Source organism: Chromobacterium rhizoryzae (genome assembly GCF_020544465.1).
In the GTDB taxonomy this organism is placed as follows: Bacteria; Pseudomonadota; Gammaproteobacteria; order Burkholderiales; family Chromobacteriaceae; genus Chromobacterium.
In genome coordinates this window covers 4,040,982-4,059,857 of record NZ_CP066126.1, presented here as the reverse complement: position 1 = coordinate 4,059,857, position 18,876 = coordinate 4,040,982, and the positions used below count along the sequence as shown (strand labels likewise).

Annotated in this window: 21 protein-coding genes; 6 read left to right on the top strand and 15 right to left on the bottom strand. The window is 63.6% G+C overall.

What is annotated here, in order from left to right:
• Positions 1-104 precede the first annotated feature (104 nt).
• Positions 105-863 carry a glycerophosphodiester phosphodiesterase gene (gene ugpQ / locus JC616_RS18420; RefSeq protein ID WP_227104708.1) on the top strand — a complete coding sequence of 253 codons (759 nt, stop codon included), beginning with the start codon at positions 105-107 and terminating at the stop codon, positions 861-863.
• Here ugpQ and JC616_RS18415 read toward each other — a convergent pair.
• Positions 850-1,554, bottom strand: a complete 705-nt coding sequence (locus JC616_RS18415; RefSeq protein ID WP_227104706.1) for a substrate-binding periplasmic protein — start codon at positions 1,552-1,554, stop codon at positions 850-852. The two genes, ugpQ and JC616_RS18415, sit on opposite strands and share 14 nt — an antisense overlap.
• A 6-nt stretch (positions 1,555-1,560) precedes the next feature.
• Positions 1,561-3,573 carry a methyl-accepting chemotaxis protein gene (locus JC616_RS18410; protein ID WP_227104704.1) on the bottom strand — a complete coding sequence of 671 codons (2,013 nt, stop codon included), beginning with the start codon at positions 3,571-3,573 and terminating at the stop codon, positions 1,561-1,563.
• 563 nt (positions 3,574-4,136) lie between these two features.
• On the opposite strand from JC616_RS18410, the gene JC616_RS18405 reads away from it, so the two are divergent.
• Positions 4,137-5,552, top strand: coding sequence for an alanine/glycine:cation symporter family protein (locus tag JC616_RS18405; RefSeq protein ID WP_107800357.1), 1,416 nt, complete (start codon positions 4,137-4,139; stop codon positions 5,550-5,552).
• Positions 5,553-5,619: 67 nt separating this feature from the next.
• Here JC616_RS18405 and hemN read toward each other — a convergent pair whose 3' ends face one another.
• The gene (gene hemN / locus JC616_RS18400; protein WP_227104702.1) at positions 5,620-7,026 is read right to left on the bottom strand and encodes an oxygen-independent coproporphyrinogen III oxidase; all 1,407 of its coding nucleotides are present in this window, start codon (positions 7,024-7,026) and stop codon (positions 5,620-5,622) included.
• A 109-nt stretch (positions 7,027-7,135) separates the two neighbouring features.
• Between hemN and fnr the strand changes: the two genes are divergently transcribed.
• The gene (gene fnr / locus JC616_RS18395) at positions 7,136-7,882 is read left to right on the top strand and encodes a fumarate/nitrate reduction transcriptional regulator Fnr (RefSeq protein ID WP_043590811.1); all 747 of its coding nucleotides are present in this window, start codon (positions 7,136-7,138) and stop codon (positions 7,880-7,882) included.
• 59 nt (positions 7,883-7,941) lie between these two features.
• Here fnr and JC616_RS18390 read toward each other — a convergent pair whose 3' ends face one another.
• Both JC616_RS18390 and JC616_RS18385 read right to left on the bottom strand, forming a co-directional pair.
• Entirely contained in the window at positions 7,942-8,865 is a 924-nt protein-coding gene (locus JC616_RS18390; RefSeq protein WP_107800355.1) for a DUF1853 family protein, read from the bottom strand.
• A complete protein-coding gene (locus JC616_RS18385) occupies positions 8,855-9,634 on the bottom strand; it encodes an RNA methyltransferase (protein WP_227104700.1) in 780 nt (259 codons plus the stop codon). The genes JC616_RS18390 and JC616_RS18385 overlap by 11 nt, the downstream gene beginning before the upstream one ends.
• A 202-nt stretch (positions 9,635-9,836) precedes the next feature.
• On the opposite strand from JC616_RS18385, the gene JC616_RS18380 reads away from it, so the two are divergent.
• The 3 genes from JC616_RS18380 (at position 9,837) to JC616_RS18370 (ending at position 11,455) form a co-directional block, all read left to right on the top strand.
• On the top strand, positions 9,837-10,628 hold the full coding sequence (locus tag JC616_RS18380) for an inositol monophosphatase family protein (protein WP_048411783.1): 792 nt from the start codon (positions 9,837-9,839) through the stop codon (positions 10,626-10,628).
• An 85-nt stretch (positions 10,629-10,713) separates the two neighbouring features.
• Positions 10,714-11,112: a VOC family protein gene (locus tag JC616_RS18375; RefSeq protein WP_107800353.1), complete on the top strand. Its 399-nt coding sequence runs from the start codon at positions 10,714-10,716 to the stop codon at positions 11,110-11,112.
• 16 nt (positions 11,113-11,128) lie between these two features.
• Complete coding sequence (locus JC616_RS18370) at positions 11,129-11,455, top strand: hypothetical protein (protein WP_227104698.1); 327 nt, start codon at positions 11,129-11,131, stop codon at positions 11,453-11,455.
• A gap of 1 nt (position 11,456) precedes the next feature.
• Here JC616_RS18370 and udk read toward each other — a convergent pair whose 3' ends face one another.
• The 10 genes from udk to iscR all read right to left on the bottom strand — a co-directional run bounded on the left by udk (position 11,457) and on the right by iscR (position 18,751).
• Positions 11,457-12,077, bottom strand: a complete 621-nt coding sequence (udk, locus tag JC616_RS18365) for a uridine kinase (RefSeq protein WP_048413454.1) — start codon at positions 12,075-12,077, stop codon at positions 11,457-11,459.
• Positions 12,078-12,169: 92 nt separating this feature from the next.
• Positions 12,170-12,805 (bottom strand): glutathione S-transferase family protein, encoded by a 636-nt coding sequence (locus tag JC616_RS18360; protein WP_107800352.1) that lies wholly within the window; start codon positions 12,803-12,805, stop codon positions 12,170-12,172.
• A 175-nt stretch (positions 12,806-12,980) separates the two neighbouring features.
• Positions 12,981-13,172 carry a Fe-S cluster assembly protein IscX gene (gene iscX, locus JC616_RS18355; RefSeq protein ID WP_227104696.1) on the bottom strand — a complete coding sequence of 64 codons (192 nt, stop codon included), beginning with the start codon at positions 13,170-13,172 and terminating at the stop codon, positions 12,981-12,983.
• Between the two features lie 132 nt (positions 13,173-13,304).
• On the bottom strand, positions 13,305-13,646 hold the full coding sequence (gene fdx / locus JC616_RS18350; protein ID WP_107800350.1) for an ISC system 2Fe-2S type ferredoxin: 342 nt from the start codon (positions 13,644-13,646) through the stop codon (positions 13,305-13,307).
• A gap of 9 nt (positions 13,647-13,655) precedes the next feature.
• Entirely contained in the window at positions 13,656-15,518 is a 1,863-nt protein-coding gene (hscA, locus tag JC616_RS18345; protein ID WP_227104694.1) for a Fe-S protein assembly chaperone HscA, read from the bottom strand.
• Between the two features lie 108 nt (positions 15,519-15,626).
• Positions 15,627-16,160 (bottom strand): Fe-S protein assembly co-chaperone HscB, encoded by a 534-nt coding sequence (gene hscB / locus JC616_RS18340; RefSeq protein ID WP_227104692.1) that lies wholly within the window; start codon positions 16,158-16,160, stop codon positions 15,627-15,629.
• 75 nt (positions 16,161-16,235) lie between these two features.
• Positions 16,236-16,559, bottom strand: a complete 324-nt coding sequence (iscA, locus tag JC616_RS18335) for an iron-sulfur cluster assembly protein IscA (protein ID WP_107800347.1) — start codon at positions 16,557-16,559, stop codon at positions 16,236-16,238.
• Positions 16,560-16,575: 16 nt separating this feature from the next.
• Positions 16,576-16,959 carry a Fe-S cluster assembly scaffold IscU gene (gene iscU, locus JC616_RS18330; RefSeq protein WP_048411946.1) on the bottom strand — a complete coding sequence of 128 codons (384 nt, stop codon included), beginning with the start codon at positions 16,957-16,959 and terminating at the stop codon, positions 16,576-16,578.
• Positions 16,960-17,020: 61 nt separating this feature from the next.
• Positions 17,021-18,238 carry an IscS subfamily cysteine desulfurase gene (locus JC616_RS18325; protein ID WP_107800346.1) on the bottom strand — a complete coding sequence of 406 codons (1,218 nt, stop codon included), beginning with the start codon at positions 18,236-18,238 and terminating at the stop codon, positions 17,021-17,023.
• Positions 18,239-18,271: 33 nt separating this feature from the next.
• Entirely contained in the window at positions 18,272-18,751 is a 480-nt protein-coding gene (gene iscR, locus JC616_RS18320) for a Fe-S cluster assembly transcriptional regulator IscR (RefSeq protein ID WP_107800345.1), read from the bottom strand.
• Positions 18,752-18,876 lie beyond the last annotated feature (125 nt).

The window sequence follows — 18,876 nt, the reverse complement described above, 5'->3', positions numbered from 1 at the left end:
TGCCGAGCAGAGGCGGCTTTTGCCATACTGGAAGCGCGTCATCCGCCTGCAATCCGCGTCGGCGACAATGACGCCTTTTGTCCGAGGTCCGCAAGGAAGCGCCCATGTCCCAGTCCACGTCCGGCCGGCAATGGCCTTATCCCCGCTTCATCGCCCATCGCGGCGGCGGCGTCCTGGCGCCGGAGAACACTCTGGCGGGATTTCGCGAAGGTCTGCGCTACGGCTACCGCGGCGCGGAATGCGATGTGAAGCTGTCCGCGGACAATGTTTGCTTCCTGCTGCACGACGACACGGTGGAGCGCACCAGCAACGGCCGCGGCGCGGCGGCGGCGATGAGCATGGCGCAATTGGCGCGGCTGGACGCCGGCGGCTGGAAGGGCGCGGCTTTTGCCGGCGAGCCGATGCCGACGCTGGACAATGTCGCCGCTTATTGCCTTGCGCACGGCATCGCCTTGAACATCGAGATCAAACCCTGCCCGGGACGGGAGGCGGACACCGGCGCGGCGGTGGCGGCGGAAGCCGCGCGGCTATGGGTCGGCGCCGCGCAGCCGCCCTTGCTGTCGTCTTTTTCCGACGAGGCGCTGCGCGCCGCGCGCGATGCCGCGCCGTGTCTGCCGCGCGCCTGGCTGGTGGAGCAGGCGCCGGCGGACTGGGAGGCGCGTTTGCGCGAGCTGGCTTGTATTGCGCTGCACTGTGATCACCAGAGCTTGAACGCTGAGCTGAGCGCCGAGATCAAGCGAGCCGGCTTTCAATTGCTGTGCTATACGGTGAACCGGCCGGTCGACGCCGAGCGCTTGCTGGCCTGGGGCGTGGACAGCGTCTGCACGGATCGCTTGGATTTGCTGCGGCCTATTTCAGATTGAAAGCCTTGAAGCTCCCGTCCGCCTTCATCGTCAGGATGGCGTGGTTCAGCCGTTGCATGGCGTCGTCGCTCAATTGAGGATGGCAGGCGAAATAGATGTCCGTCTCATTCACCACCAGGGCGACGCGCGGCGTCGCCATTTTCATTTTGTCGGCCATGCCCTGTATGCCCACATCCAGCGTGGCCAGCAAGTCGATGCGGCCCAATTGCAGTTTGCGCAGGCTGGTTTCCAAGTCCGCGCTTTCGTCCAGCGCCCAGCCCTGTTGTCTTAGCCGGCTGGCCACGGCGGTGCCGCGCACGGCGCCGATGTGGAATTGCCGGGCCTGCTCCGCCTTGCCGAAGCGGCGGGTCTCGTCTTGACGCGCCAGCAGCACCAGCCGCAGGCGGATGATGGGCTCGCTCCAGCGGAACAGCGCCTCGCGTTCGGGAAAGCGGGCGGCGGTCAGGCAGGTGTCCGGGGTGTGCCGGACCAGCAGCACCGCGCGGGCGGTGGGGTAGGGCGCGAACTTGAACGGCAGGCCGGCGCGTTGCGACAGCGCGCGCATCAGGTCGATGGTGGCGCCGGAGACGCGTTGCTGATCGGCTGACACTTCGATGATGGGAGGCTGAGGGCTGACCAGTATGGTCAGCCCGGCCGCCGCGGCCGGCGCCGGGGCCAGCGCCGCGATCCCCAGCCACAGCAGGCGCCGCATCGCGGCCTAGACGCTGAAGCGGCCGGCGAGCTGGCCCAGCCGCTGCGACACCGACTGCAGTTCGCCGGCGGTCTGCGCGCTGGCTTCGACGGCGCTGGCGTTGGTTTCCGACATCCGCGCCACGCTCTCCACGTTTTGCGCCAGGGACTGGCTGGCGCTGCTCTGTTCCTTCAGCCCCTGAGTGATTTGATGGATGCTGTCCAGCACCTGGTCCACGCATTGGCGGATGGAGGCGATGCTGGCGCCGGCGTTGCGGGTGTTTTCCTGGCCTTGCATGATGGCGCTCATGCCGGTTTGCATATTGGCGATGGCCTGCTGCGAGGTGCGCTGGATGTCGGAGACGATGGTGCTGATCTCGGTGGTGGATTGCGCGGTGCGTTCCGCCAGCTTGCGCACCTCGTCGGCCACCACGGCGAAGCCGCGGCCTTGTTCGCCGGCGCGCGCGGCTTCAATGGCGGCGTTCAGCGCCAGCAGATTGGTTTGGTCGGCGACATCGCGGATCACATCGACGATGCTGGCGATGGACTCCGATTGCTGGCCCAGCGCGCCTATGGTTTCCGAGGCCGAGGACACGTCGCGCACGATGCTGTCCATGCTGGCGCTGGCGTCGTGGATGATGGCGTTGCCCTCGCTGGATTGGCTGACCGCGGCGCGCGAGAGTTGATTGGCTTGTTCCGATTGCTCGGCGCTGACCATCAGGCTGGTGCTCAACTGTTCGATCGCCGCCGCCATGCTGGCCGCCGCCTGAGTTTGCTTGGTGCTGCTGTGGGACACGTTCTGGGCGCTTTGCGCCATCTGGTCGGCGGCCGAATTGACTTCGCGCGAGGTGTCCAGCAACTGGGTCACGGTGTCGCGCAATTGGTCGCGCATCTGGCCGATGGAGGCGAGCAAGCTGCTACGGTCCTGTTCGCGCAACTGGATGCGGGTGCCCAGCTGGCCGGCGGCCAATTGCTCGACCACGCTTTGAACGTAGAAAGGCTCGCCGCCCAGTTGCAGGGTGATGGACAGATAGAGCTGGTGGAACAGGAAGCTGGCCAGCAGCATGGCGGCCAGGCCGATGCCGATGTAGAAATTGCGCTGGGCCTGCATCCGTTCGATGCGGGCTTGCAGCAGCGTGTCCAGATTGTTCAGCGTCACGTCGCCGAAGCGGGCGCCGATCTCGGCGTTTTTCGCCGCCATGCCGCTCACCGCCAAGGCCGCGCCGGTTTGGCCGGCGATGGCCTTGTCTATGGCCGCGCCCTGGCCTTGATGAAACGCGGCCAAGGCCTGGGATTCGGCGTTCAGCGCGGTCTTCAGCGCCGGATTGTAGGCCAGCGCCTTGGCCAGATCGCCATTCAAGCCGTCCAGCGCGCCGTTGATCAGCGGGCGCAGTTCCACCAGGCGGTCGCGTTCCGCCGGCGTCAGCGCCTGGCCGGCTTCCGGTTTGGCGGCCCAGGCCAGCGCTTCGCCGATGTAGTTGCTCAGCGAGGGCAGCTTGGCGGTGGCGGCGTCCATCAGGTAATAGCTGTCGATGTCCGGGTCCAGCGTCAGATTGGAATTGTCGCTGGCGGCGCCGAGCAGGGCGTTGAGTTTGTCCGCGGTGCTGTCGAAGCTGGCGATCACTTGCGGCGGCGGCGCTGCGCCTATCCGCGACAGCGTGCCTCGCGCGGCGCTGGCGGTTTTCCAGGCCTCGTCGGTTTGCAGGATGGCGCCGTATTGTTCATGGGCGCTTTGCAGCCGGTTCCAGCCTTGCTCCAACTGCGCCTGCGCCGCCGGCAGCGCCGCCTTGGCGGCGGCCTCGCCCTGCGCCGCTCGCACGGCCAGATCCTGAGCTTGTTCCAGCGCGCCCAGCAGGTGATGCAGCGGCTGGATGTAGGACACGCCGACTCTTTCTTTTTGCGAAAAGTCGATATTGTCCTGATTGGTTCGATACAGACCGTACACCATATAGAGTAAGGCGACGGCAAAGACCGCGCCGATCAGCGCAAAGCGGCTGGGGTAGCTCAAGCGCTGCATCAGCCTTACCACGGGCGTTGTCATGATTTCGCTCCTGACTGTGGCGGCGACGCCCGCAATGTGAACGTCTACCGCGCCAGTTCCAGAATAGGCAATTTTCACGGACTGCGATTGCCGCATGAAATGCGATGGCTGGGCTGAAGCGTCGCGTATCAGTTCATTGCGGGCGGGAGCATGAGCTTTGCCTTGTCTGGCGTATGAAGGCAACCGGCCATAATGCTTAAGTCATCAAAAATGACTTTTGATTGTTTTGTGCTTGGATAAATAGGCCGCTCTCTGGACGGGATCAATGACAAAGGCGTTCCCGGGCGCGACGGAAAGCCGGCTGGCGCGGCTTTGGCCGATGGCGTCCGGCATTGCCAGCAATCACTCTATTTTGCTAAATTCGCCGGGTTTCGCATCAAAACAGTCTGACGAAGCGGTGTCCCGAAGCAGGCGGCCTGACGGCCGCGGGGAGCCGTCTCGTCAAGACCGCAACCCTCGAGCCCGGCGCCAAGATCGGGACGGGGTCAATCTTCCAGTCTGAAATCCTTCCGGCGCGCGTCGCCCATTTCCAGATTGCCACGCTCAGAGCTTTAAGAGGATCCATGGACTTGCTTCATTCGTTTATCAATGCCGCCAATGATGTGATTTGGGGCAAGATGCTGATCGGTCTGTTGTTGGCCGTCGGCTTGTATTTCTCGTTGCGTTCCGGCCTGTTGCAGCTGAGGCTGTTCGCGCGCGGCTGGCGCGAAATGATGGGCGGCCGCGGCGGCCATCGCAGCAAGGACGATATTTCGCCGTTCCAGGCTTTCGCCACCGGCCTCGCCAGCCGGGTGGGCACCGGCAATATCGCCGGCGTGGCCATCGCCATTGCCGCCGGCGGCCCCGGCGCGGTGTTCTGGATGTGGCTGACCGCCATGCTGGGCATGGCCAGCGCTTTCGCCGAATCGACTTTGGCGCAGCTGTTCAAGACCAATCACCATGACGACACCTTCCGCGGCGGCCCGGCCTACTACATCCAGAAAGGCCTGGGGCAACGCTGGCTGGGCGTGATCTTCGCCCTGTGTCTGATCCTGGCCTTCGGCCTGGTGTTCAACGCGGTGCAGGCCAACTCCATCGTGGCGGCCACCGAGGGCGCCTGGGGCTGGAACCGCTATATGGTGGGCATCGCCCTGGTGGTGATGACTGCCCCCATCATTTTTGGCGGCGTGCGCTCGGTGGCGCGGGTGGCCGAGTGGCTGGTGCCGGTGATGGCGGCCATTTATCTGCTGATGACCTTCTATGTCTTGGCGGCGCACGCGGCCGAGCTGCCGGGTTTGATCGTGTTGATCGTCAAGAGCGCCTTCGGTCTGGAGCAGGCGGCGGGCGGCTTTGCCGGCTATGCGGTGAGCCAGGCGATGATGCTGGGCATCAAGCGCGGCCTGTTCTCCAATGAGGCGGGCATGGGCTCCGCCCCCAACGCGGCGGCGACGGCGACTTCGCGTCACCCGGCGAGTCAGGGCGCGATCCAGATGTTCGGCGTCTTCATCGACACCATGGTGATCTGTACCGCCACCGCCGCCATCATTCTGCTGTCCGGCGTGTATGACCAGGGTTTGAGCGGCGTGGCGCTGACGCAGAAGGCGATCGAATCGCAGTTCGGCCCGATAGGCGCGTCCTTCCTAGCGGTGGCGATGTTCCTGTTCGCTTTTTCCACCATCATCGGCAATTACGCTTACGCCGAGGGCAATGTCGAATTCATCCGCAGCAATAAGGGGATCTTGCTGGCCTTCCGTCTGATCGTGCTGGCGATGGTGATGTTCGGCGCGGTGGCCAGCCTGCCGCTGGTGTGGGATATGGCCGACTTCGCCATGGGCCTGATGGCGCTGATCAATCTGGTGGCCATCGTGCTGCTGTCGCGTTATTTCTTCATCGTGCTGAAGGATTACGAGCGTCAGCTGAAGCGGGGCGAGTCCACCCCGGTGTTCAAGGTGGCGGATTACCCGGAACTGGCCGCCAAGGTGGAAAAAGACATCTGGTAAGCCTGCGTCCGGCTCCAACGATAAACAGCCCGCGTCCAGACGCGGGCTGTTTTGTTGCTAGCCCCGTTCAAATGGTCTTGGAGTAGCGCGCCTGGGTGCGGCGCTCTCGCAGATGCCGGTCGAAGATCATCGCGATATTGCGGATCAGGAAGCGGCCCTTGGGCTCCACCATGATGAAGTCGCCGTCGAAGGACAGCAGGCCCAGTTGCTGGTATTCGCGGATCTGCGGCAGTTCTTCGGCGAAGTACTCGGCGAAGTTGATGCCGTGGATCTCTTCCAGCGCCTCCACCGACAGCGAGAAGCGACACATCAGGCCCTGGATGATGCTGCGGCGCAGGATGTCGTCATTGTCCAGCGTCAGCCCGCGCAACACCGGCAGATGGCCGCTGTCCAGCGCCGCGTAATAACTGTCCAAGTCCTTGGCGCTCTGGCTGTAACAGGGGCCGATCTTGCCGATGGAGGACACGCCAAGACCGATCATGTCGCAGTCCGCATGGGTGGAGTAACCCTGGAAATTGCGTTGCAGCCGGCCCTGGCGCAGGGCGGAGGCCAGTTCGTCGTCCGGCTTGGCGAAGTGATCCATGCCGATGAAGACATAGCCGGCGTCGGCCAGGCGCTGCACCGAGTCCTGCAGGATGTCCAGCTTGGTTTCCGGCGAGGGCAGATCGGCCTCGTTGATGCGCCGCTGCGGCATGAACACGGTGGGCAGGTGGGCGTAGTTGTACAGCGCCAGCCGGTCCGGCCCGATGGCGATCACCTTGTCCAGCGTGCGGCGCACCGATTCCCGGGTCTGCAGCGGCAGGCCGTAGATCAGATCGACGCTGACGGACTTGAAGCCGGCGTCGCGCGCGGCCTGGATCACCTCCAGTGTTTCCTCTTCGGACTGCACCCGGTTCACCGCCTGCTGCACCGCCGGTTCAAAGTCCTGAATCCCGACGCTGATGCGGTTGAAGCCGAGTTCGGCCAGTTTGAAGATTGTCGCCGCGCTGACTTTGCGCGGGTCTATTTCTATGGAATACTCCCCCTCCTTCAAGAACTCGAAATGAGTCTTGAGCAAGGTCATCAATCGTTCCAGTTGCGCGTCGGACAAGAAAGTGGGGGTGCCGCCGCCGAAATGCAGCTGTATCACTTGCTCGCGGCGGCCCAGACAGGAGGCGATCATGCGGACCTCCTTCTCCAGGTAGTCCAGGTACAAGTCCGCTTTGCCGCTGTCCTTGGTGATGATCTTGTTGCAACCGCAGTAGTAGCAGATAGTGTTGCAAAAAGGTATATGAGCGTACAATGATAAAGGTTTCCGGTTGGCGCCGATGCTGCGCTGCCGTAGCCAGTGGATGTAGTCTCTTTCGGCAAAACCCGGCGTAAAGCGATCCGCTGTCGGGTATGACGTATATCTAGGACCTGTCCCGTCGAGGCGCTCAATCAGCGCGCGGTCGAATTCAAAATGGGCAGGAGAAAATGGGTGGGTGGTCTTCATGTCGTATTTGGATGGCAAAACCTCTGGTGGACTGGTAAATTTGCGGAAATCCTGCGAATTTCGCTTTGATAAGGGTCAAGCTTCATCGCAAGCTTGTACTAAACATGCCATGTCCGATCAGAACCATATCTCTTTGCATAACCTGAAGGTCTCCTGCTCCAACTGCAGCCTGAAGGAACTTTGTCTACCTGTGGGGCTTAACCGCGAGGAGCTGACCCAGCTCGACGCGGTGATCCGCCAAAGCCGCCGTTTGAAGCGCGGCGAGTACTTGTTCCGCAGCGGCGAAGGCTTCCGTTCGCTGTTCGCGGTGCGCACCGGCTTCTTCAAGACCAGCGTCGCCAGCCAGGACGGCCGCGAGCAGGTCACAGGCTTCCATATGTCCGGCGAACTGATGGGCCTGGACGGCATTTCCGCCAATGTGCACGGCTGCGACGCCATCGCGCTGGAGGACAGCGAGGTGTGCGAGCTGCCGTTCAGCCGCATGGAGAGCCTGGGCCGCGAAATTCCCACCCTGCAGCACCATTTCTACCGTCTGATGAGCCGCGAGATCGTTCGCGATCAGAATGTAATGTTGTTATTGGGCAACATGAAGGCGGAAGAGCGCCTGGCCGCCTTCCTGCTCAATCTGTCGCAGCGTCTGTCCACCCGCGGCTTCGCCGCCAACGACTTCATCCTGCGCATGAGCCGCGAGGAAATCGGCAGCTTCCTCGGCCTGAAGCTGGAAACCGTCAGCCGCACGCTGTCCAAGTTCCAGCAGCAAGGCTGGATCACCGTCGATCACAAGCACATCCAACTGGTGATGGTGGACGAATTGAAGGCGCTGATTTCCGGCTGCGCTCACGCCAACGGACATTGATTCCGCCGCGCGGGCGGACAGATGGAAAACGCAAGGCAAGCCCTCGGGCTTGCCTTTTTTCATGGGGCCGGCGCGCAGTCCGCGATTTGCAGCAGCAGCCGCGACAGCGGCGCTTCCTGAGGCCAGCCCGGCGGCACGGCGAAGCCGCGGGCCACTTCATGCCAGTCGCCGTCGGGGCCGGGTTGCAGTTCGGCCAGTAGCTGCGGCGCCTCGGCCTGTTCCAGGCGCGCGCGCAGTTCCGCCGCGTCGGCGGTGTGTTCCCGTGAGCGGCGCGCCGGCGCCAGCCAACTGAGCCTGGGCAGCCAGGCCCAGCGCGAATCCGCATTCAACGCCGGCCAGTCGCCGCGCAGCGGCCAGTATTGCCCGTACAGCGGCTGGGCGCCGGGCGGCGCTTCCGGCGCGGTGTCGCGGGCGTGGAAGAGCCAGCCGCTGAGCCGGGCGCCGACCGCGCAGCCCTCAAAGCCCGCCGGAAGCGTCGCTTGCGCCGCCGGGTGGCGGGACAGGCGCAGCTGGGTTTGCAGTTTATGGGCTTTCAGCGCCCAGGCGTCGCGCAGGCTGGGGCCGGTCAAGGTGTCCGCGCTGCGGCCCAGTTGCAGATAGAACTTGCTGGCGGCTTCCAGATGCAGCGGTTGGCCGTCTAGGCGCAGCAGGAAGTCGAACTCGCCGACGGTGCGGCCGTCCGGCGCGCGCACCGGCAGATTGCTGGCCACCAGTTCGATGTGCGGCGCCAGCCGGAACCAGAAGGACAGCAGCCGTTCCGCGTAATGGCCCAGACGGCGGGTGGGCTGGCGCGCCAGCCAGTGCTGAAGTTCGGCAGGATCGGCGTCCAGCGTTTGCAGCAAGGCCGGGCCGTCGGCCCCCAGCAGCCGCTGCGGCGGGATGTCCGCGCCGCTGCGCCAGGGAGAGGGCGCGGAGAGCAGAAAAGCCAGATCGCGCACCGCCGGGTGCGCGTAGGGCAGGGTGAACGGCGGCTTATTCGCCATCCTGTCCGGGCGCGTCGCGGCGGACTTCGCCGTCGGCGGCGCGCTGCACCTGTTTGAGGAAGCCGCGCAGGATGTCGATTTCCTCGCGCAGCAGGCCGGAGCGGTTGAACAGGGTGCGCATCCGGCGCATCATCCGTTCGCTGTTGCGGCGGCGGAAATAGCCTATCTTGTCCATGGTCTGTTCCAGGTGGCCGCAGAAGCCCTCCACCTCGCCCAGCGCCGCCGCGTCGCTGTCTGCGCGCAGATAGTCGACGTCCACGCCGGTGTGGCTGAACAGTTCGTAAGTCATCACCTGCACCGCCATCGCCAGATTCAGCGAGAAGTAGTCCGGGTTGCCGGGGATGGTCACCAGGCGGTTGCATTGTTCGACTTCTTCAATGGACAGGCCGAAGGTCTCGTTGCCGAACACCAGGGCCACCTGTTCGCCGGCGCGGGCGCGCGCCACCAGTTCCGGCGTGGTCTGGCGCGGGGTGGACAGCGGGGTGGTCAGCTCGCGACGGCGGCTGGTCAGCGCGCAGGCGATGGTGACGTCTTGCAAGGCCTCGGCCAGGCTGGACACCACGGTGGCCTGCTCCAGAAGATCCACCGCGCCGGAGGCCAGCGTATTGGCCTCGTCGCTGGGAAACACTTTGGGTTCAACCAGATACAGCCGGCTCAGGCCCATGGTTTTCATCGCCCGGGCGGCGGAGCCGATATTGCCCGGATGGTTGGGGCGGGCCAACACGATGCGAATGTTTTTCAGAAAATCAGGTACTTGGGGTTTATTCATCAGCAGTTTCACATTAAAATAGCCGGCTTATCGAAAGCCCGCGCGCCGTTTTGCGCGCAAGGCCAGCGTTTGCCGGATTGGGCAGGCGTGCGGCCTTGCCCGATTGCGCCGGGTTTTTCTTGTTCCTTAACCCAGATTGTTACTAGCAGACGTCGCGTCATGTGGCGGACGTCTGTCATGGTTGAAAGTGTAGAGGCCGTCAATGCATCCGATGCTCAATGTCGCGGTGAAAGCCGCTCGCCGCGCCGGCAGTGTCATCCAGCGCGCGTCGCTGAATCTCGACGCGGTGCGCGTAGAGCGCAAGAAACACAATGACTTCGTGACCGAAGTGGACCGCGCCGCGGAAGAGTCCATCATCGCTTCCATTCTGGAAGCTTATCCCAAGCACGCGATTCTAGCAGAAGAGTCCGGCGCGAAAGGCATCGGTTCGTCGGAATACGAGTGGATCATCGATCCGATCGACGGCACTACCAACTTCCTGCACGGCCACCCGCAGTACGCGATCTCCATCGCGCTGGCGCACAAGGGCCAGGTGCAGCAAGCCGTGGTCTTCGACCCCAACCGCAACGATCTGTTCACCGCCTCGCGCGGCGTCGGCGCCTTCCTCAACGATCGCCGCATCCGCGTGTCCAAACGCTTCATGATGAATGAATGCGTGATCGCCACCGGCTTCCCGGTGTCCGACCAAAGCTATATCGACCAATACCTGGGCATGCTCAAGGATGTGCTGGCCAAGACCGCCGGCGTACGCCGCGAAGGCGCGGCCTCGCTGGACCTGTGCAATGTCGCTTGCGGCCGCGTGGAAGGTTTCTGGGAGCTGAACCTCAAGCCTTGGGACATCGCCGCGGGCAGCCTGATCGTGCAGGAAGCGGGCGGCATCGTCACCGATTTGTCCGGCGAACAAGGCTGGCTGGAGTCCGGCGACATCGTCGCCGCCAACCCGAAAGTGCTGGCGCAGCTGCTGCATACGCTGGCGCCGCATATCGGCAAGTAAGCGCTGCCGGCTTGGGCCCCTTGGGGCTTGAGCGGCTAACGCGTCACGGCGTCCTCGGGGGCGCCGTTTTTGTTTGGAGCATGATATGAAACAGTTTTTGGGTTCGGTCGCCCTGGTGGTGACGGATTACGATGAAGCCATCGCCTGGTATGTGGACAAGCTGGGCTTTGTCTTGCTGGAGGATGAGCGCCAGGGCGAGGACAAGCGCTGGGTGCGCGTGGCGCCGCCGGGAGCGAGCGAGTGCGCGCTGCTGCTGGCCAAGGCGAGCAATGCGCGGCAGCAGGCGGCGGTGGGCGGCCAGACCGGCGGCCGCGTGGGTTTCTTCCTGCATACCGACGATTTCTGGCGCGATTACCGCCGCATGGCGGCGGCGGGCGTGAGCTTCAGCGAGCAGCCGCGCGAGGAGGAATACGGCACCGTGGTGGTGTTCGAGGACTTGTACGGCAATCGTTGGGATTTGCTGCAGTTGAAGTCCGACGTTTAAACGCCGGCTGGGCCCCGTGAATAACAAAGAGCCGCGCATTGCGCGGCTCTTTGTTATTCACGTCGCCAAAAACCGCCGGCTCGTCGTCGGCAGCGGCTTGCGGCTGCGGCGGATAGGCGTCCGCTTCGTTCCAATCCAGATCCCAATCCAGATCCAGTTCGGCCAGCATGGCCTGGCGTCCGGCCTGGCGCTGTCCGGAGCGGCTTTGTCCGTGGGCGCCGCCTTTTTTCATGATGGGCGCGCAAGCGTGCGGATTGCGCGGTTTGATTGTGTGCATGGAGTGCTCCTGTGCTTGGGGCCCGCTAAGCGGGCGGAAGACGGCGGCGCGGACGCCGCCGGGTAAATCAGTTGTGCACCATCAGGCTGGCCACCTTGGTGGTGATGATGTCCACCGCCGGATCATTGGCGCCGTGCGGCAGGATCACGTCGGCGAAGCGCTTGGTGGGCTCGATGAACTGGTTGTGCATCGGGCGCACCGTGGTCAGGTATTGTTCGATCACGCTGTCGGTGGTGCGGCCGCGTTCGGTGATGTCGCGCTTGAGACGACGGATGAAGCGCACGTCGGAATCGGTGTCGACGAAGATCTTCAAGGACATCATGTCGCGCAGCGCGGCGTCGTACAGCGGGAACAGGCCTTCGATGACGATGACCGGCGCCGGCTGCACGGTGATGGTTTCCTCGGCGCGGGTGTGGTTGGCGAAGTCGTAGACCGGCATTTCGATGGCGCGGCCGTTGCGCAGATCGTCGATGTGCTCGATCAGCAGCGGCCAGTCGAAGGCTTGCGGGTGGTCGTAGTTGGTGGCCAGCCGCTGTTCGAAGGTCAGATGGCTCTGATCGCGGTAGTAATAGTCTTGAATGATCACTGCCGCCATCTCGGAGCCAATGGTTTCCAGCACTTGATTGGTCACCGTGGTTTTACCGCTGCCGCTGCCGCCTGCAACGCCGATGATGAACGGGGTGGTCATGAAACTATCCTTCTACGCGTAAAAATGATAAAAAAACGCGCCATTCTAATGAGTTATGGCGCGTCCTTCCACTCTAATTGCGACATTATCCGCTATGACGCGCGCTGACCTTCCGCCTGGGCGGCCTCATACCACTCCCGCATCGCCGGCAAAGCCAGCAGACGATCGACGTAAGCCTGCGATTGCTCCGGCAATTTGACGTTATAAGTGTGGAAGCGGGTGGCGATGGGAGCGAAGAAGGCGTCGGCGATGCTGAAGCCGCCGAAGATGAATTCGCCGTTGGCCTGGTGGCGCGGCAGATGCTCTTCCCACAGCGAGATGATGCGGGCGATGTCGAACTCCACCGCCGGCGTGCTCTGATAATTGATGTGGCGCAGCGTCAGATTCATCGCCAGGTGTTCGCGCAGCGCGGAGAAGCCGGAGTGGATCTCGGCGACGATGGAGCGGGCGACCGCGCGCAGTCCCGCGTCGTCCGGCCACAGCTTGGCGGCGGGAAAGCATTCGGCCAGGTATTCGCAGATGGCCAGCGAATCCCAGATCCGCAGCTTGCGGTCTATCAGCACGGGCACCTTGCCGGCCGGGTTGGCGGCCAGGATGCGGGCCTTGGTGTCGGACAGGTAGAGATCGATCTGCTGCTCTTCAAACGGCTCGTCCAGCATTTTCAGCACCAGCCAGGGGCGCAGGGACCAGGAGGAGTAGTTTTTATTGCCGATGATGAGGGTGAACATCAGGGAGCTCCGTTTCGAAAGAGGAGGCTGCCGGCGGGCTGTCGCAGCCTTTGTCCGATGATACCGCCATCGGCCCGTCTTTTCCTATGCGGAGACGGCGGGTTTTGGGCCCAAGACGGCAAAAAGGCCGCATCCTGCGACGCGGCCTTGCTAAAACGGGGGGCGGGGAGGCTTATTACACCTCGTCGATCCAGGCTTGCTGGATCGCCTCCAGCACGCGTTCGCCGCCGCGGCTGTGGTCGTCGTCAAAATCCGGCAGCTCGACGACCCAGTTGTGCAGATCAACGAAGCGCACGGTCTTGGGGTCGACTTCCGGATGGGTTTCCGCCAGTTCGATGGCGATGTCCAGCACGTCGGTCCATTTCATCTTCTTGTCTCCTGAGCGGGGAACCGCTCATAAAATCCAGCGCAGCGGCTGTAGCAAGGCGCGCCGCCGCGGACAGTACATGAGGTACGGCAAGGCGGCGCAACGCGGCTACAGGGATTTTAGGGCGTGTTCCTAGTGGTGTTCGCGGGCGTGGTTGATGGTGTACCGGGGAATGTCTATCACCAAATCCTCATCGGCGACAATGGCCTGGCAGGACAGCCGGGACTGGGCTTCCAGTCCCCAGGCCTTGTCCAGCAGGTCTTCTTCCAGCTCGTCGGCTTCGTTCAGGGAGTCGCCGCCTTCGCGGACGATGCAATGGCAGGTTGTGCAGGCACAGGACATCTCGCAGGCGTGCTCGATCTCGATATCGTGATCCAGCAGGACCTGGCAGATGTTCTGGCCGGGTTCGGCGTTGTCGATGACCAGGCCTTCCGGGCAGAGGTCGGCGTGGGGCAATACGATGATTCGCGGCATGGCGGATCCTTACAAATCGGAAATGTTGTGGCCTTTGAGCGCGCGTCGGATATTGCGATCCATGCGGCGCGAGGCGAATTCTTCGGTGGCGCGGTTGAGGCGGCCGGAGGCCTCGTTGACCTCGCGTGCGATTTGAGCGGCGGCGATGGCCGCGTCCACGGCCGCCAGCGCCTCTTCCACCGCGGCGCGTTCGTCGGCGTCCAGCAGGTCGCCGTCGCTGGCGAGCGCAACGCGACAGGCCTCGCTGAGGCTGGTGGCGTCGACGACGGCTTCGCGCAGTTTGCGCGCCTCGATGTCTTCATGCACATGGGTCATGGACTCGGTCAGCATGCGGCTGATTTCCTCGTCACTCAGGCCGTAGGAGGGCTTGACCTCGATGCGCGCTTCCACGCCGCTGGTCTGTTCGCGGGCGGACACTTCCAGCAGGCCGTCGGCGTCCACCTGGAAGGTGATGCGGATGCGCGCCGCGCCGGCCACCATCGGCGGGATGCCGCTCAGGGTGAACTTGGCCAGCGAACGGCAATCGGCCACCAGCTCGCGCTCGCCTTGCAGCACGTGGATGGACATCGCGGTCTGGCCGTCCTTGAAGGTGGTGAAGTCCTGAGCGCGGGCCACAGGGATGGTGCTGTTGCGCGGAATGATCTTCTCGGTCAGGCCGCCCATGGTCTCGATGCCCAGCGACAGCGGGATCACGTCCAGCAGCAGCCACTCGTCGTCGCCCTTGTTGCCGGCCAGCACATTGGCCTGGATCGCCGCGCCCAAGGCGACGACCTTGTCCGGGTCCAGATTGGTCAGCGGCTCCTGGCGGAAGAAATCGCCGACGGCTTTTTGCACCTGGGGCATGCGGGTGGCGCCGCCCACCATCACCACGCCATGGACCTCGTCCGCGGCGACGCCGGCGTCGCGCAGCGCCTTGCGCACCGGCAGCAGGGTCTTGTCCACCAGGTTCTTGGTGATGCCGCGGAAGGTGTCCTGGTCCAGCGTCAGGTTCAGGGCCTGGCCGTCGGACAGCAGCGCGGTGATCTGAGTCTCCGCGTGCTCGGTCAGCGCTTCCTTGGCCTCGCGGGCGCGGGTCAGCAGCAAGCGGGTATCCTGGGCGCCTAGCCCGGACAGGCCGGCTTGTTCCAGCATCCAGCAGTAGACGCGATGGTCGAAGTCGTCGCCGCCCAGCGCGGAGTCGCCGCTGGTGGCCAGCACTTCGAACACGCCGCGGCTGAGTTTGAGAATGGAGACGTCGAAGGTGCCGCCGCCCAGATCGTAGACGACGTATATGCCTTCGCTGCCGTTGTCCAGCCCGTAGGCGATGGCGGCGGCGGTGGGTTCGTTCAGCAGGCGCAGCACGTTCAGGCCGGCCAGACGCGCGGCGTCCTTGGTGGCCTGACGCTGGGCGTCGTCGAAATAGGCCGGCACGGTGATGACCGCGCCGGTCAGATCGCCGCCCAGGCTGGCTTCGGCGCGCTGTTTCAGGGTGCGCAGAATGTCGGCGGAGATTTCCACCGGGCTTTTGATACCGCCGCGGGTCACCAGTTGCAGCATGCCGGGCGCGTCGACGAAGCGATAGGGCAGGTTGCGGACGTCCGGCAGATCGGCCAGGCCGCGGCCCATGAAGCGCTTCACCGAGACGATGGTGTTGTGCGGGTCCTTGTTCTGCTCTTTCTGGGCGTCGTAGCCCACGCTGACGCCGCCTTCTTCGGCGTAGCGCACCACCGAGGGCAGCAGGCTGCGGCCGTGCTCGTCCTTGAGCACGGCGGCGGATCCGCTGCGCACCGAGGCCACCAGGGAATTGGTGGTGCCCAGATCGATGCCGATCGCCAATCGGTGTTGGTGAGGGGCGGCGGAGAGGCCGGGTTCGGCGATTTGCAGTAAGGCCATATTCAGTTCAAATCAGTTCGAGGTAAGCCGCCTGCTGCGGCGGAGGCGGATGGAGAGGACGGGCCGGAGCGCGATCCCCACGACGGGGAAGGGCCGGCGGCCGAGGGCTCAGTCAAGCAGCGCCTCGATGGCATCGCCGATTTCCTGGTCCAGTTTTTCCAAAAACCGCAATTTTCTCACTAGAAGCGCGGCGGCGTCCAAGTCGGCGCGCTGGTCCAGCGCCAGCTCCAGCTCGGCCTGATGCGAGCGGCTCTCGTCCCGCAACTGGCGCGACAAGGCTTCCAGGCGTTCGAGCTCGCCGCCGGCGCGGGCTTCTTCGATGTTTTCGCGCCATTCCATCTGCGCCATCAGGAAGGCGGCCGGCATCTGGGTGTTGGTGTCTTCCTGGGTGTCCACGCCGGCGAGCGTCAGCAGGTAGCGGGCGCGGTTCAGCGGCGACTTCAGCGTTTGGTAGGCTTCGTTGACCCGGGTGGCCTGCATCAGCGCGCTGCGTTTTTCGGCGTCGGAGCTGCTGGCGTAGCGGTCGGGATGGACCTGGGCCGCGGCGGTGCGCCAGGCGTGCTCCAGCGCTTGGCCGTCGATGGCGAAACGGCGCGGCAGATTGAACAGGGAGAAGAAGTCTTGGCTGAAATCGGTGCTCATAGGGACGGGGCCGGAAAACCTAGCGTACAGTTGGACGACGGGCGGGCGGCGCCGAAGCGCGCCCGCCTGCCGGGGTCAGACGTTGAAGCTTTCGCCGCAGCCGCACTCGTTTTTGACGTTGGGGTTGTTGAACTGAAACCCCTCGTTCAAGCCTTCCTTGGCGTAATCCAGCTCGGTGCCGTCGAGATAGGCCAGGCTCTTGGCATCGGTGAACACGGTGACGCCATGGCTTTCAAAGGTCACGTCTTCGTCGCTGGCCGCGTCGACGAACTCCAGCTTGTAGGCCATGCCGGAGCAGCCGGAGGTCTTGACGCCCAGACGGATGCCCAAGCCCTTGCCGCGTTTGGCGATGAAGGCGCTGACGTGAGCGGCGGCGCGTTCGGAAAGGGTGATAGCCATGATGTGTCCCCGCTGATTATTTGCCGTGCTTTTGCTTGTAGTCGTTGACCGCGGCCTTGATCGCGTCTTCGGCCAGGATGGAGCAGTGAATCTTCACCGGCGGCAAGGCCAGTTCTTCGGCGATGGCGGTGTTCTTGATATCCAGCGCCTCGTCCAGCGATTTGCCCTTGACCCATTCGGTCACCAGCGAGGAGGAGGCGATGGCGGAGCCGCAGCCGTAAGTCTTGAACTTGGCGTCCTGAATCACGCCGTCCTCACCCACCTTGATTTGCAGCTTCATCACGTCGCCACAGGCCGGCGCGCCCACCATGCCGGTGCCCACGCTGTCGTCGCCTTTTTCGAAAGAGCCCACGTTGCGCGGGTTTTCGTAGTGATCCATTACCTTGTCGCTGTATGCCATGATTGTCTCCTTCAGCGCCGCTCCGGCCTGGCCGGCTCGGCGCTGGATATTGCTGTCGCCCTTAGTGGGCGGCCCATTGAACCGAATTCAGATCCACGCCGTCTTTGAACATTTCCCACAAGGGGGACAGTTCGCGCAGCTTGCCGATCTTTTGGTTTAGCAGATTCACCGCGAAGTCGATTTCCTCCTCGGTGGTGAAGCGGCCCAGCGTGAAGCGGATCGAGCTGTGGGCCATTTCGTCGTTGCGGCCCAGCGCGCGCAGCACGTAGGACGGCTCCAGCGAAGCCGAGGTACAAGCCGAACCGCTGGATACGGCCAGCTCCTTGATCGCCATGATCAGGCTTTCGCCTTCGACGAAGTTGAAGCTGACATTGAGGTTGTGCGGCACGCGTTGGTCGATGTCGCCGTTGATGTAGACCTCTTCCATGTTCTTGATGCCGTTCCACAGGCGGTCGCGCAGCATGCGGATGCGTTCGCGCTCGCTGTCCATCTCTTCGCGGGCGATGCGGAAGGCTTCGCCCATGCCCACGATCTGGTGGGTGGCCAGGGTGCCGGAGCGGAAGCCGCGCTCATGGCCGCCGCCGTGCATCTGCGCTTCCAGGCGCACGCGCGGTTTGCGGCGCACGTACAGGGCGCCGATGCCCTTGGGGCCGTACACTTTGTGGGCGGACAGGCTGAGCAGGTCCACTTTCTGCTTTTCCATGTCGATGATCACCTTGCCCGGGGCCTGGGTGGCGTCGACGTGGAAGATCACGCCCTTGGCGCGGCAGATTTCGCCCAGCTGTTCGATGTCCTGTACCACGCCGATTTCATTGTTGACGAACATCACCGAGGCGACGATGGTGTCCGGGCGGATGGCGGCCTTGAATTCTTCAATGTCCAGCAGGCCGTTGTCCTGCACGCCCAGATAGGTCACTTCAAAGCCCTGGCGCTCCAGCTCGCGCATGGTGTCCAGCACCGCCTTGTGTTCGGTCTTGACGGTGATCAGGTGCTTGCCCTTGCTCTTGTAGAAGTGGGCGGCGCCCTTGATCGCCAGGTTGTCGGACTCGGTGGCGCCGGAGGTCCAGACGATTTCCTTGGAGTCGGCGTTGATCAGCTTGGCCACTTCAGCGCGCGCGTTCTCCACCGCTTCCTCCGCGTCCCAGCCGAAGCTGTGGCTGCGGGAGGCCGGGTTGCCGAACTTTTCGTAAAGATAGGGAATCATCTTGTCGGCAACGCGCGGGTCTACCGGCGTGGTGGCCGAGTAGTCGAGGTAGATCGGATGCTTGAGCTGGCTCATTTATATTCTCTCCACAGAAGATGGGTCCGCGCCTCACAGGGCGCCGGAGGCGGCAGAAGCGTGAACCACGCTGCATTCGCGCTTATCCTGCAATACAGTGTTTTCCTTGGTCTTTTGCTGCTCAACCAGGCTGGCGAGGCTGACCTTGGACAGGTAGTCGAAAATGGTGACGTTCAGATTGGTCCACAAATCGTGGGTCATGCAGCGCTGATTGCCGCGACAGTTCTCGCGGCCGCCGCACTGGGTGGCGTCCACCGGCTCGTCCACGGCGGTGATGATGTCGGCCACGGAGATGTCGATCGGGGTCTTGGCCAGGGTGTAGCCGCCGCCGGGGCCGCGCACGCTGTCCACCAGTTCGGCGCGCCGCAGCTTGCCGAAGAGTTGTTCCAAGTAGGAGAGCGAGATGCCTTGACGCTCGCTGATGCCGGCCAGCGTGACCGGGCCGCCGCTCTCGCGCAATGCCAGATCCAGCATCGCGGTGACGGCAAAACGCCCTTTAGTGGTTAAACGCATGTCTCTGGTCTCCAAGAGTGGGTATTTGGAGGAGGATGAATTCCTGATGCAGACGATTATACCTAATATCCGACTGTTTTAGTCAACTATTATCGACGGAGGCAATCGACGGAGGCAATGAGTGA